General features: G+C 38.3%; 12 protein-coding genes and 1 other RNA gene. 1 reads left to right on the top strand and 12 read right to left on the bottom strand.

Annotation, left to right across the window (positions count from 1 at the left end; all coding sequences use genetic code 11):
* Positions 1-4: 4 nt before the first annotated feature.
* The 10 genes from R4Z09_RS08230 to R4Z09_RS08185 all read right to left on the bottom strand — a co-directional run bounded on the left by R4Z09_RS08230 (position 5) and on the right by R4Z09_RS08185 (position 11,111).
* Positions 5-1,525, bottom strand: a complete 1,521-nt coding sequence (locus tag R4Z09_RS08230) for a carboxypeptidase M32 (RefSeq protein WP_338451843.1) — start codon at positions 1,523-1,525, stop codon at positions 5-7.
* Positions 1,526-1,635: 110 nt separating this feature from the next.
* Complete coding sequence (locus tag R4Z09_RS08225) at positions 1,636-3,585, bottom strand: ATP-dependent DNA helicase (protein ID WP_422392253.1); 1,950 nt, start codon at positions 3,583-3,585, stop codon at positions 1,636-1,638.
* Between the two features lie 145 nt (positions 3,586-3,730).
* Entirely contained in the window at positions 3,731-3,991 is a 261-nt protein-coding gene (locus R4Z09_RS08220; RefSeq protein ID WP_338451841.1) for a hypothetical protein, read from the bottom strand.
* Positions 3,992-4,108: 117 nt separating this feature from the next.
* A complete protein-coding gene (locus tag R4Z09_RS08215; protein WP_338451840.1) occupies positions 4,109-5,248 on the bottom strand; it encodes a class I SAM-dependent RNA methyltransferase in 1,140 nt (379 codons plus the stop codon).
* 178 nt (positions 5,249-5,426) lie between these two features.
* Positions 5,427-5,813, bottom strand: an RNA gene (rnpB, locus tag R4Z09_RS08210) — RNase P RNA component class B.
* 61 nt (positions 5,814-5,874) lie between these two features.
* Positions 5,875-6,174, bottom strand: a complete 300-nt coding sequence (gene gpsB / locus R4Z09_RS08205; RefSeq protein WP_338453232.1) for a cell division regulator GpsB — start codon at positions 6,172-6,174, stop codon at positions 5,875-5,877.
* 94 nt (positions 6,175-6,268) lie between these two features.
* On the bottom strand, positions 6,269-6,832 hold the full coding sequence (locus tag R4Z09_RS08200; protein WP_338451839.1) for a DUF1273 domain-containing protein: 564 nt from the start codon (positions 6,830-6,832) through the stop codon (positions 6,269-6,271).
* A gap of 99 nt (positions 6,833-6,931) precedes the next feature.
* Positions 6,932-7,237: a CotD family spore coat protein gene (locus R4Z09_RS08195; protein WP_338451838.1), complete on the bottom strand. Its 306-nt coding sequence runs from the start codon at positions 7,235-7,237 to the stop codon at positions 6,932-6,934.
* Positions 7,238-7,582: 345 nt separating this feature from the next.
* Positions 7,583-8,821, bottom strand: a complete 1,239-nt coding sequence (locus tag R4Z09_RS08190; protein ID WP_338451837.1) for a ribonuclease H-like domain-containing protein — start codon at positions 8,819-8,821, stop codon at positions 7,583-7,585.
* Positions 8,822-8,831: 10 nt separating this feature from the next.
* Positions 8,832-11,111 (bottom strand): DEAD/DEAH box helicase, encoded by a 2,280-nt coding sequence (locus tag R4Z09_RS08185; protein WP_338451836.1) that lies wholly within the window; start codon positions 11,109-11,111, stop codon positions 8,832-8,834.
* 157 nt (positions 11,112-11,268) lie between these two features.
* On the opposite strand from R4Z09_RS08185, the gene R4Z09_RS08180 reads away from it, so the two are divergent.
* Positions 11,269-11,964: a Crp/Fnr family transcriptional regulator gene (locus R4Z09_RS08180; protein ID WP_338451835.1), complete on the top strand. Its 696-nt coding sequence runs from the start codon at positions 11,269-11,271 to the stop codon at positions 11,962-11,964.
* A gap of 51 nt (positions 11,965-12,015) precedes the next feature.
* Here R4Z09_RS08180 and hcp read toward each other — a convergent pair whose 3' ends face one another.
* Both hcp and R4Z09_RS08170 read right to left on the bottom strand, forming a co-directional pair.
* Positions 12,016-13,308, bottom strand: a complete 1,293-nt coding sequence (hcp, locus tag R4Z09_RS08175) for a hydroxylamine reductase (protein WP_338451834.1) — start codon at positions 13,306-13,308, stop codon at positions 12,016-12,018.
* Between the two features lie 235 nt (positions 13,309-13,543).
* On the bottom strand, positions 13,544-14,047 hold the full coding sequence (locus R4Z09_RS08170) for a YppG family protein (RefSeq protein WP_338451833.1): 504 nt from the start codon (positions 14,045-14,047) through the stop codon (positions 13,544-13,546).
* Positions 14,048-14,252 lie beyond the last annotated feature (205 nt).

Genomic DNA, 14,252 nt, shown 5'->3' with positions numbered 1-14,252 from the left:
TTACCTAATTTAATTGATAAACTTGGCTGTATTTATCTGTTAGATATTGAATTAAATAATTTGCATTTAAACCTTCTCCAGTGGCGGCATGCAGAATTTCAAGCGGCTCCTTTAGCTTTCCATATTGATGAATATGAAGCTTGAGCCATTCCTTAATTGGCAAAAGATTTCCCTGCTCTAATAATTGATCAAAATGAGGTAAATCCTTTAGCATTGCCTGTTTAAATTGAGCAGCATACATATACCCTAATGCATAGGAAGGAAAATAACCAAAGCTTCCACCGGCCCAATGTACATCTTGCAGCACCCCTTCGCCATCATTCTTAGGGGTGACACCTAAATATTCTTCATATTTGGCATTCCAAATCTGCGGAAGGTCCTTCACTTCCATTTCATCATTAAATAATCCTTTTTCAATTTCATAGCGAATCATAATATGGAGCGGATATGTCAATTCATCTGCTTCAATGCGAATGAGTGATGGCTTTGATTCATTGATTGCCCGATAAAAAGTATCGATTCCAACATCATCAAACTGACCACTGCTATATTTCTTGAGAAGGGTGTAATTGTTCTTCCAAAATGAAAGATGTCGGCCGACAAAGTTTTCATAAAATAAAGATTGTGATTCATGGATGCCCATGGAGGTACCCGTGCACAGCGGTGTACCGATTAATTCTGATGAAATATTTTGTTCATAAAGTGCATGACCTCCCTCATGAATTGTACCAAAAACAGCCATTCGAAAATCTGCTTCATCATACCTTGTTGTAATTCGAACGTCCCCTTTATTTAAGCCGGTGGCAAACGGGTGCACGGTTTCATCAAGTCGTCCGGCTTCAAAGTTATAGCCCATTTGCTTTAAAATATCGAGGCTGAAAAGACGCTGTTTCTCTTTTGGAAATGATTGAAATAAAAAGCCTGTTTCAGGTTTATGTTCAGAGCGGGCAATTTTTTCCGCAAGCGGAACGATTTTCGCTCTTAATTCACCGAATACCCGATCTAAAACATCCACCGTCATTCCCGGTTCATATAAATCAAGCAATGTATTATATGGATGCTCTTTAAATCCCCAATAACGAATAAAACGTTTATTTGTCTCGACGATTTTTTCTAAATATGGCTGAAACAATGAAAAATCCGCTTTTTCCCTTGCTTCCTCCCAAATAGATTCTGCTTGTGATAGGAGGATGACATATTCTTTGTATTCCTCTGCCGGAATCTTTTGTTTTAAATCATATTCCTTTTTACATTCTTTTACTAATTTCTGCGTTTTCTCTGAAATAACCGTTTGTGCTTGTTCACTGGATAAGTTTGTTATGTATCCGGCCATTTCTTCAGATACAGATAGTTGATAGACTTCTGATGAGAGAATCCCAACAACTTCTGAACGCTGCTGTACTCCCTGTTTTGGTGCACCTGTGCGCATATCCCAATAGATTAAACCAAGTGCTTCATTGTAGGCACTGATTTTTTTTACATATTCGAGAAACTTCTTTTCCTCTTGTAAAATCGTTTGAACCACAGCTTTCCCTCCTTTTTAAACCTTCCACCATTTTATCATATTCGGATTACTAGAAAATTAATCTTATGTGAAAAGACAACAGCAGCAGCTGTTGTCTTTCATTTGGTTGATCAGCCTTTGCTCGGTGCCTTCCGATCACTTGATACCTCTGCCGGTAAAATCGAAAGTACCGCTTCAATGACTTGTCTATCCTCTTCTTTGTTAATTAAAATATGAACGATCCCTTTGTCTTCATGTGTTCGAATTAAACGTCCGATTCCTTGACGGAGCCGGAGAAGCATATACGGTAAATCCACTTCAGAAAACGGATCTGTAACGGCATTCCTCTTTGCCGTAAACACAGGATCATTTGGTGGGAATGGCAAAGAAAAAATGATGACATTCTCTAAAGATGGTCCAGGTATATCCAGTCCTTCCCATAGATGCACGGAACAAAGCACTGACTCCTTTTCATTTTGAAATTGTGAAACGAGTGTGCTGATTTCGGCATCTCCTTCAAAATAAATCGGAAAAGATAACCGTTTTCCATGACAAAACTGTTTAAATGCAATTAAATCCGTTTGGCTGGAGAATAAAACAAGTGCCTGCCCATTCGTATGCACGATTTGTTCAAACGCATAGCCACATTTTTTTGATATATCCTGAGAGGAAAATGCAGGCATTTGGATTTTCATTTTCTCTTCATAATTAAATGGAGAGGCCACCTGACAGGAAAGATAATCCTCAATCCCTAATGAATGGGCGATATAATCGTATGACTTATTTTCAGAAAGAGTTGCTGAAGAGAAAACATATGGTTTTTTTATGGAAAATACTTCTTCTTTCATGATTTCCTGTACAAGCCTAGGCATAATGACTAATGTTCGTTCCCCATCGTTGTCCTCCAGCCAGGTAATGCCATTCATCTCCTTAAGAAATAATGATAATGAAAAGGAAATTTGCTCAAGATATTCCTCAACAATTTTTAATTCATACTCATTTATTGTATACATTTCGCTTTCTAACACGAGTTCTTCCTCAAGTGTATTAATAAGTGTTAGCAATTGTTTGCCGTGTGATCTGATCGCAGCATTCTTTTCGATTGTCAGCTTATCAGATCCTTCATTCATGAAAGCAGACTGTTTTAACTGATAAAAAAATTGTTCATTTTGCACGAGCAGGTCCTCAATCGTGTAAAGCGTGTTTTCCCTTACATCATTTGCCATCAGCTTCGTTAAAAGGATTTCAAGAACCCGTTCGCTGAACCGGTACGTTAATGCTTTTTGGCTTGCAAATTCCAATAAATGCCCTTCGTCAAACACAACACAAGAGTGCTCAGGCAGGAGCGCTAATTGTCCTTCACGTTTCCGTGATTCTTTTGTCCAAATATGCTCCATATAAAAGTCATGAGAACAAATAATTAAATCATTTGCCTTGCGATACCAGTCTCGATGCAAGGTTTGTCCGCAGCGATGTCTGTTTTCACAAGTGAAACAGTCCTCAAGAGAATCCCAGCCGATTTTTGCCCATTGTTCATCCGTTAGCTCGGGATAATCTTTACGGTCACCATACTTTTCAAATGATTGCATGGATTGATTTCCATGAATAAAATGAGGGAGCCGTTCATGCACCATCGAGAAAGCCTCATCATCACTGCCTATGATTAGTTTGTCCAGCTTATTCAAGCAAAGGTATTGATCCCTTGATTTTGCAAGTCTGACATCGATATGTAAAGATAATGCTTTTTCAAGCTTAGCAATATCCCCCTCTTTTTTGACAAGCTGTTCAATTAATGTTTCATCTGCACAAGCGATAATAGCCGGTTGATTTGTATACCTTGCATAGCAGATTGCATATAAAAGGTATACGATTGTTTTTCCCGTTCCAACTCCCGCTTCGGCAAACATAACTTTTTTATCTTTAAATGCTTTTTCCAGCTGAAATGCCATATAAACTTGTTCATCTCTTAATTCAAAACCTGCTTCCGGTAGATGGTCGTAGAAAACATCCCCGATCCATTCGCCTAATTTCTCAAAAAAAGATTCAGTTTTTGATAGTTCAAAAGGTATCCGATTCTTCAAAGTCATTCCTCCAAATTAGAAAAGCGAAAGCGCCTTTTGTAATGAAAAGCGAAAGCGTCTTTCAATGAAAGACGCTTTTTCACAACTGTCTTATTATAACAAACCGCGAACCTGAAATACATGTTTTTCTTAAAACAGAAAGCCATTACTTTTTATCGTTTAACTTTTCGTAGCCATTACCATTACGAATATTTTTACTGCCACTATATAGGCCGGATGCTGATAATCCTACCATGAGACCGACTATGATACCTTCTTTTAATGTATCTAAATAGAAGATACCAAAAAACAATCCAATTGCTACCGCTACGATTGGCGCAAACCGGACCGGTAAGCCTGCCTTTTTGATAATCTCAACCATTCCAATAATAAGCGGGATAACAACTAAATTTAAAAATTCATACATATGATTCCCTCCATTCTATCTTTTCTAGTAATCCTGTATAGTACATATTACTCAGATTGGACAAGAATGGAACGGCATCTATATGATCATTTCTTCTATTATTTTACAGCTGGCTGCTTACTTTTCACGAAGTGGTCTTTTACCCCAATATTGATAATAATCAGTCCGGATAAATCCATTGAAGAGCTTTCGTTTTTTCGTTGCCTTTTTACCATAATAAGTTTCAAATTCTTCTTCAGATGTCAACATATAAATAGACCATGTATCTAGATCAGCAAAAGCCTGCCCCATTTCCCGATACATTTTTTGAACCGCTGCTTTTTCGCCTAATCGCTCTCCATATGGTGGATTTCCTACCAGCACACCATACTCCTTTTGGGTGGTGAAATCTTGGACACGCATTTGTTTGAAGGTAATCAAATCACCAAGACCTGCTTCAAAGGCATTTTCCTTGGCAATATTAACGAGACGATGATCAATATCTGTGCCAGTGATATCTAATGGCTGATCATAATTTGCAAGATCTTCTACCTCTACTCGCGCTTCATCCCAAATCTTCTGATCGATCCAATTCCAGCTTTCTGAAACAAATTCACGATTAAATCCAGGAGCAATATTTTGTCCTATTAGCGCGGCTTCAATAGGAATCGTCCCAGAACCGCAAAATGGATCGACTAATGGACGATCCGGCGTCCAATTTGTCAACAGTACTAAGGCGGCAGCTAACGTTTCTTTTAAAGGGGCTTCCCCTTGTCCCACTCGATAGCCCCTTTTATGAAGCCCGCTTCCGCTCGTATCAATGGTTATTAAGGCAATATCCTTATGTAAAGCAACTTCAATTTTAAAAAGCGGACCGTTTTCTTCAAACCAGCCGTTCTTCTTATAATGATGCTTCAACCTATCTACAATGGCCTTTTTAACAATGGCCTGGCAATCAGAGACACTAAAAAGCTTCGATTTAACAGATTTCCCGGACACAGGAAACTCTGCATTTTCCGGCAGAAATTTCTCCCATGGTAATGCCTTCGTTTTTTCAAATAATTCATCGAAACTTGTGGCTTTAAATTCCCCGACCTTAAGTCTAATACGATCTGCTGTACGCAGCCAAAGATTGCTTTTTGCGATTGCTCTTTCATCACCATTAAACGTGATGCGGCCATTTTCAACTTGACAGTCAAATCCTAATGACCGTACTTCCTTTGCGACAATAGCTTCAAGTCCCATTGCAGAAGTCGCAATTAAATCATAGTTTGCCATGTTTTCACCCTTATCAATCACTTTATTGTATCCAACCAACTTTATGTATCTAAGTTTTACTCTATTTTTCAGTGTAACCCAAAACCGATGTTGATGAAACTACTCTAAGACCATTAATCATAAAAAAGCTCTCCTTTTACAGGAGAGCTTTTATATCTTTAATCAGACATTAATAACGTTCTGTAAGCCATGTTTTGTTCCTTTGTACTGCAAACGACCCTTAGTCTTGTACTCAGGCGGTAATCATCTATCTACAGATGAATCATCATCTGTCCTTCTCTTCGTTCATTTCCTCCGAGAAAGTGCCCCTACCATAATTTGGGTTTCTCGCTCGCGGGGTTTACCTCGTTCCACCCTTTTCATTTCTAAAAAGGCTACGTCACTGTGGCACCTTCAAGGTATTCATACCATATCTCATTGGACTTAGGTATTTTCCCTGCCGTCAACCGATTCATTCGGCTGCCCTGGCTTATGACTTCGCCAGGCACGAACACTACAGACATCTCAGTCTGTGCGAGCATGGACTTTCCTCTGCATGATGAACATACAGCGATTACCCGAACGCTATTAATGATCACAAATTACATTATAATCAATCTCAAAGTTAATCACAATAGCAATTACAGTTATTCGTACAATTTACTTCCAAATACATGTTTTTCTAGATTGGATAACCGTTTTAAAATATCAAAATTCGTTGTACCAGCCGTTTGTGTTGTCGGACGCTTCGAAGCCTCTTCGACTTGTTTTCTCAAACGCATGTTTTCCTGCTGTAGTTCTTCAATTTCTTGATGAAAGGTTTCATAATCCTTTATAATTAGATCAAGAAACTTATCTACGTCTTCAGGTTTATAACCCCTCATCGCTGTTTTAAATTCTTTCTCCAATATATCCTTTGCCGTTAGTTTCACTTTATCCGCAAGCATCATTCTCACCTCAACAATAGCCCATGTAATCTATATTTTTTCAAAAATACGCGAATTTGTCAATTTTTCTTTACTAAGTGTTGGACTAATCCTGTTAAAAATCAGCTTGGTTCCATTCTTCTTCTTCTGCTAGGACTTGAAGATCATAGAATTGAATGGTCCGGATCTCATATTCATGATTTTCTTGATAACGTTTTGCCGTATCATAGATAAACTTAGGACTTCCTATTTTTTCCGGATCATAAAAAAGCAGCAGTATATCACTTTTTTCAATAAAAAATTGATTTTTCAATCGGAATTGCCATGGCTTTTCATATGGCCGATGAGAGACTGAGTCAATAAAATCTGCTTCCATTTGAATGGATTCATACCACTCTTTGTTTGACTCACTCCATGATGCCTCTTGTTCAAGAAAAGGTGTAATAAAAGCCAATTTTATATCAGCATCCTCTGTTTCCCTCAGATCATATACCACTTCTGCAGCCCATAGTTCTGTACCAAGCTGGCCAGATATCAATACCCATTCAAGACCTTCATCAAGCAATTCCTTTAGAGAATTGCGAATCGCTTTTTTTATGTATGGAACGGCTGGATGATTCAATTTAAAAATACCAAGTTCAAAGGGCTTATATCCTGATATTGCCGCAACCTTAACCAAGTCCTCCCCACCTTTCCCTTCGGAGTATATGTTCCATTCAATGATATTATCCTCACATGAAGAAAAAACAAGGGCAATAATAGCCCTTGTTTTCTTTAACTATCTGAAAAATCCAGGTCTTGGTCCAAATCCAGGAGGCCGAACACCAGGATATCCCATTGGTCCAAAGCCTGGAGTTGGTGGAGGCGGCGGACCTGGTACTGGGCCAATGTCAGTTTTTGTCACCTCATTCACAAAGGACTGTGTATGAGGGAAATGATGTTGATATTGAAAATTTGTGTGGTTAATATTTGTTGTATGCGAAGGATGAACAACTGGAACGATGATATTTTCACCAGTTTGATTTACACAGCATTTTGTCGGACAAACAATAGCAGGTAAAACTCTTGTCGGTCTGCAATACATTATATTTTCTCCTTTCATCATAGGTTACTTTACATTAATAAACTATGATAATTGGAGGTATCTTGTACTAAGGAATATACCTAAATTTGTCTACCCTAAATTGTTTCTTCAAAATAGAGCATAAAAATTATCTTTAAAGCTCGTAAAAATAAGGGCAGTTAAACCAATAACGACAAAAAAGAGATACAAAATAGCTTTATACACTGTTTCCCGCCTCACTATAGATTTCTTTTGACTCAACAATTTATTATTTTACTCGCTAGCGGGACGACAAACAACTGTTAATCGAACTATTTGGACGAAAAAAAGTTAAATGACATTTTTTAGACACAATTAATCAGGTCATTACTTTTTCCTCTTCAAGCGGCTTAATCTTTTGATTAATTCATCCTGAAGACGAACAGTTTGTCCTTCATGAATGTTCAGTGCTTTTTCTGTATAAAGAATGGCTTTGTCCACATTTTTGAACCGATGTTCAAATAGTTTGGCTAACTCAATACAAGCTTCTACTTGTACAAGAGGTTCCCCATAACTTTCAACTTCTAACCATAGCTTAACAGCAGCCTGCCAATTCTTGTTCTTTTTTGCTTGAAAAGCAAGCGCATGCTTAGCCTTTACTGCTTCTGCTTCGTTTCCAGCAGAAAGTTTTGTAAATACCTGTTCTGCCGCTTTTGTTTCTCCAAGATAGGAAAACCAGCGTCCGACTTCAAAGCTTTCCCTCTCTGTCTGTGTTTGATCGATGCCTAAAAGCTGAAAGGAAAGATGAGTATACAATGTAATGAGCGATAAAATATCCATTTCATTATGCTCAAGTATGCCTTTCATCCCTTCCGGATCTTTTCGTTCAACAAAGTCAAAATAAATCATCGGTGCTAAAAAGCCTGGCACATCATCGATTCTTTCAAAGGCTAATATTTCTTTTTCAACAATCGAAAGCTTAACACTCTCAAGCCGATGCTTCCAGATTCTTCTTGCCGCATGATATAGATCAAAATGACCAAATGGAGGAAGCTTAGGGACATGCTCTCTTATCAGTGTATGTCTTGTTTTTACTTGCGGCCAATCAAAAGCCTTACCATTATAGGTTACCATTTTTGCATAATCGACACTTTCTAAAAAACTCATATATAACGGCACTTCTGAACCAGGCTGTGGAAGAATATGCTGTTTTAACACGACTTCCTTACCGGTAATACTAGCATGACCAAGCAAAAAAATCGTATTTCCTGTACCACCGCCGAGTCCTGTCGTTTCAGTGTCAAAGAAAAATAAATCTTCTGGCTCATGTCCTTTGGCAGACAGCGGATGATTGAGACTGCTGCTATTCCATGCAGCTACTGCATGCAAATAGTCACCAAAGCAGTACTTTCCATGTTTAGTTTCAAGCGGATACTTTACTTCCCTGACCAAACAGTAATCATGATCAGTATAATATGGTGTCACTCCAAATTGCTGCCAACTATCCATGAAAGGAATTTCATCTCTTCTGACTGCCGGCAAAGCTACTGGAATTTCTGTTTTTGGTTTATCTTTTTCTATACTCAGGTGGGATTTTAAACGGTTTATTTTATTTTTAATCGACATAATTGTTCACCTAGAAATGCGTTAATGTTTGAAATAAAGATAGCAGCTTTATTGTATCATGTTTTACCGACTCCGTTTGTGCATCCATACCAATACAGGAAGGACATCCTTCTTCACATGGACAATTTTCAACCATTTTCTTCGTTTCAAATAAAATCGATTCAATACCTTGATAGATTTTATCACTTAACCCGATTCCGCCTGGATAACGATCGTAGAAAAAGATCGTCGGTTTTTCATTATGTGCTGCTTTAACCTGTGGTACCACATGGATATCCTGGGAATCACACATCACAAACAACGGGGCTATATGTTTTAGTGCGTGGGCCATACCAATTAATCCTTGGTCGATCCTTTCCTCGCTAAGGCCTGAACGTTCTTTATTTAAAGAAATCCACGCTGAACTCGTATGCAATTCCTCTTCTGGAAGCGAGATTGGACCTGAACCAATATTTTCATGTGTCTCAAATTTAATCTTCTTAAAAATTGTCGCCATCGCCAAAACACTTACATCCCCATAGCCTATTTCTAACTGATCATTGCTGCGAAGCCTATCCACTTCTAGTACCTTTAATTCAACGGCCAGATTTGCATCCGTATAGTAATCAACTGCTACTTCCCTGACGAATGCCTTTTTTTCCTCCCAGTCAAGTGTTTCAACCTGGTATTGAATACCTTGATGCAAATATATCGCTTCTTCATGCAGCAGCGTCATCGCTGAAAAACGGTCCATTTCACCAATAACTCTTGCCTTTGCCGTTTCAGATATATCAATAATCACCACATTTTCCTGTGAAGCGGAGCGCAATGAAATATTATGGGCCGGAAAAGAATCATTCATCCAATACCATTTATCACCATTTTTATACAAAATCCGTTCCTCGGTTAAATATTCAAGGATCTCAGCTGTTTCAACGTGACCAAACTCTTCCCCTTCTTTAAACGGCAGCTCATAGGCAGCGCATTTCAGATGGTCAATTAAGATAATTAAATTATCCGGATTGATTCTGGCACTTTCCGGGCTGCGATTGAAAAAATATTCCGGATGCCCGATGATATATTGATCTAAGGGACTGGAGCTGGCAACCAATATAACGAGTGATTCGCCGTGCCGTCTTCCGGCTCTGCCAGCCTGCTGCCAAGCACTTGCAATCGTCCCTGGATAGCCCGTCATGATACATACCTGAAGCTGTCCAATGTCAACGCCAAGCTCTAAAGCATTTGTACTCACAACTCCGTATATGTCTCCTGAACGTAAACCATTTTCAATTTCACGGCGTTCAGTCGGCAAATAACCTCCTCGATATCCCCTGATTGCTTTTGGTCCAAGCTGATACTTTACAAGCTCCTTTAAGTAGGTTAATAGGATCTCAACTCTGACTCTGCTGCGGGCAAAAATAATCGTTTGAATTTTATTTTTCAATAATTCGGAAGCCAGCTTCCGTACCTCTAATGTAGCGCTTCTGCGAATATTAAGCGGCTTATTAACAATGGGAGGGTTATAAAATAGAAAGTGTTTTACACCGCTAGGTGCCCCATTATTATCAATCAATACCATTGGTTTTTCTGTTAATGTCTCAGCCAGTTCAAGCGGATTGGCAATCGTTGCAGACGTACAAATAAATACAGGATCACTGCCGTAATAATGACATATTCTTTTTAGTCGTCTGATCACATTGGCCACGTGGCTGCCAAAAACACCTCTGTATATATGAAGCTCATCGATAATGACATATTGTAAATTTTCAAAAAGGGATACCCATTTGGTATGATGCGGCAAAATCGCAGAATGAAGCATATCCGGATTCGTGATCACAATATGACCCGCCTTCCTTACCTTTTGCCGAATGTTTGCCGGAGTATCACCATCATACGTATAGCTGTTAATCGACAGGCCTGCTTCTTGAATTAATTCATTCATCTCACTTTTTTGATCTTGAGCAAGTGCCTTTGTTGGAAACATATATAATGCCCTGGCATTCGGGTTTCGAATGATGGTTTCCAGAACGGGAAGGTTATAGCATAACGTTTTCCCCGAAGCAGTAGGTGTAACAGCAACGATGCTTTTATGTTCCATTACAGATTCATAGGCTTCTCTTTGATGAGTATATAATGTATGGATACCCCGCTTCTGTAACGCCGCTCTTAGAGAAGGATGAATCAAGTCGGGAAAATCGACAGTCTTTGCTTCCTTTGCCTCGATTGTCTGCCAATGGACAATATTTTCTTTATAGGTATCTGTTCTTTTTAAGTGATTAACTATTTCTTGCAAGCTTTTTCGAAGATTCATTCATTCTCACCTCATAACTTCTATTTTACCGAATAAACGTTCGTTACAAAAGAGCTATCCTTTAGATTATTTATTTTTCAATCCTATACAAGAGTATAAGAAGTTTTTTGTCTTTTTTGTTACAATGGTAATAAGAAATGTAACCCGAGGTGTCAGCATGAACAAAGAACAAATTGAAAAGGTTTTATCTGAATTTTCCTTGTTTCGCGAACTAGACAAGCCGGAAATTGATAAAATTGTAGAAATCTCTATTTCTAGAGAGTGGAATAAAGGAAGTCATGTTTTTTTGCAGGATGAACCTCTAGAAAACGTTTATTTTATATATGACGGCAAGGTAAAAATATACAAAACAGATGTCAATGGAAAAGAACAAATCGTTTCGATTTTAAAAAAGGGAGATATGTTTCCCCATGTAGGCTTTTTCCGTAAAGGCGGCTACCCTGCGTTTTCTGAAGTACAGGAAAATGCCATCCTGGTAGTTGTACCGATTAGCCAATTTGAAAGAGTTTTAATCGATAACCCGGAGCTGTGTATTAAGGTTTTTAAAGTATTAGGTGAAAAAATTGTTGATTTGCAGGAACGATTAGAATCACAAATTCTAAATAATACATACCAGCAAATTATTAAGCTGTTAATAAGGCTTGGAAGAGAGCATGGACAAAAGTTAGACGATGGCAGGATTCTTCTGAAAGGAGAATTTACAAATCGAGACTTGGCTAATATGATTGGAACAACAAGAGAAACTGTCAGCCGTACATTGACAAAACTCAAAAAAGAAAACCTGATCGAAACTGACTCTGACAGTGATTTATTGTTTGATGCAAATATTTTAGCAGAGGAACTTTTTTCATAAATAAGCTCTATCAGCTAAAAAAAGAGAGTACGGGGTACTCTCTTTTTTGCATTAGTTTAATTGCAGCATTTCTTTCATATCTTCCTCAGCAGTTCCGATTAATTTTAAATTAAAGGTTTGCTGCAGGACATTCATAACCCCTTCTGAAATAAATTCAGGCGGTTTAGGCCCAATACGAATATCTTGAATGCCAAGGCTGAATAATCCAAGTAAAATAGCGACAGCCTTTTGTTCAAACCACGATAAAACAATACTTACAGGCAGTTCATTTATTTCACATTCAAACGCATCAGCAAGGGCTTTGGCAATTTTTATTGTTGAACCTGAGTTATTACATTGCCCTAAATCAATATAACGCGGAATATCTGTACCAGGGACTGTGCCATAATCAACATCATTAAAGCGGAATTTTCCGCATGAGGTTGTTAAGATGACTGTTTCCGGAGGCAGGGAAGTAGCTAATTCACGATAGTATTCGCCGCCTTTTCCAGGAGCATCACAACCGGCAATGACGAAGAAACGCTTGATTTTTCCTTCCTTAACCGCTGCAATAACTTCTGGTGCCAAACCAAGAACTGTTTCATGATGGAAACCGGTAAGTAATGTTTCATCAGACTCAATATTTGCCTCCGGAAGCTCTAAAGCACGGTTAATCAATGGGCTGAAATCATCATTCACAATCTTCTGGACATTTTCTAGACCAGCCACTTCATAAGAAAACATACGGTCAGCGTAAGTTCCTTTAATTGGCATCACACAGTTTGTCGTTGCCAAAATAGCACCTGGGAACTTTTCAAATAATCGACGTTGGTCATACCATGCTTTCCCGATATTTCCTTTTAAATGAGAATACTTTTTCAATTCTGGATAGCCATGTGCCGGGAGCATCTCTGAGTGTGTATAAATATTAATTCCTTTTCCTTCTGTTTGCTTTAACAATTGCTCAAGAGCAAATAAATTATGTCCTGTAACAACAATACATTTTCCTTCGATCTTGTTTTGTGAAACACGTACAGGTTCCGGAACACCAAGTAGTTTTGTATGTGCTTCATCAAGTACTTCCATCATGCGAACAGCAGACCTGCCGACCTTCATGGCCATCTCGATATGCTCTTGAACATTAAAATTTGAATTTGTCAATGTCATGTACAATGCTTCGTGGGTTGTAGCATCTACAAATGGATCTGTGTAGCCTAATTGATTAGCATGTGTCCGATAAGCGGCAATTCCCTTCAAACCGAAAATAATTGTATCCTGTAAGCTGGCAATGGTTTCATCTTTTCCACAAACACCAATTACTTTACATCCCCCTGTAGGTGTTTGTTCACATTGGTAACAAAACATGTTTACAAATCCCCTCTCTCACTAAATTCTTAATCAGTTTACCTTCCTTAGCTTCCTGCACCCGTGATATAAATCACAGCTTATTCAATTGTCACAAACCTTTCACGATTAACGCGGTAGTTTTCGAACAATTTGTGAAAACTTGTGATTAAAGTCCTTGTTAAAAAGCACAAAACAACATAAAAATACAAAATAAAAACGGTCTCTTTACAGACCGTTTTCCTTTCTTATTTTATTAAGCTTTAAACATTCCACCGAATCCTTTTACAACTGACGAAACCTGACTAACGGCATTCATCATTTGTCCTGCTGTATCCACCATTTTATTGATATCTAATGATCCATCCTGTGACTTAAATGAATTTAAAACCGATTTCATACCTGATGTCGGCTTAGCAAGAAAAGACCCCTTTGGGTAAGGATTCATGTAGGGATAACCGTTTGGCTGTACTGGCTGCTGCATTTGCGCATAAGATTCTTCTTTTGCCTGCAATGGATTGTGAAAAACGTTTTGAGTATAGGATGCTTGGGTCGGCGCTTGTTGATTATATCCCGAAGACCCTTGGAATGAAGGATAAAAATAAGGGCTTCCCTGAATCGGATAAGAATTCATATAAGGATAATCAGCTGCAGGCTGCATCCCATTCATTCCTTGTAAAATGGGGTACGGATGTTGTCGCGTTTCAGGCATAGAATGATATCCAAAATATTGACCGTATCTCAACCTCGGACCATACATGGGCAGTATCCCTCCTTATCAACTCGTTTTATATCTTAAATATATGATATAAATGCCTAGATGGTGACAGTGTCTATTTTGAACTTTAATGGAATTGGTTTAAAAAAGTGTCTATTGATGGGAGTTTCTGTCGGAAGTCTAAATATTTTAAAAACGGTAAACAATTCTTGTTCCATGTTAAAATAAGGTAAATGGAGAAGGAGGA

The sequence above is a fragment of the Niallia oryzisoli genome (assembly GCF_036670025.1).
GTDB lineage: Bacteria > Bacillota > Bacilli > Bacillales > Cytobacillaceae > Bacillus_BD > Bacillus_BD oryzisoli.
This window is presented reverse-complemented; position numbering and strand designations above follow the sequence as displayed.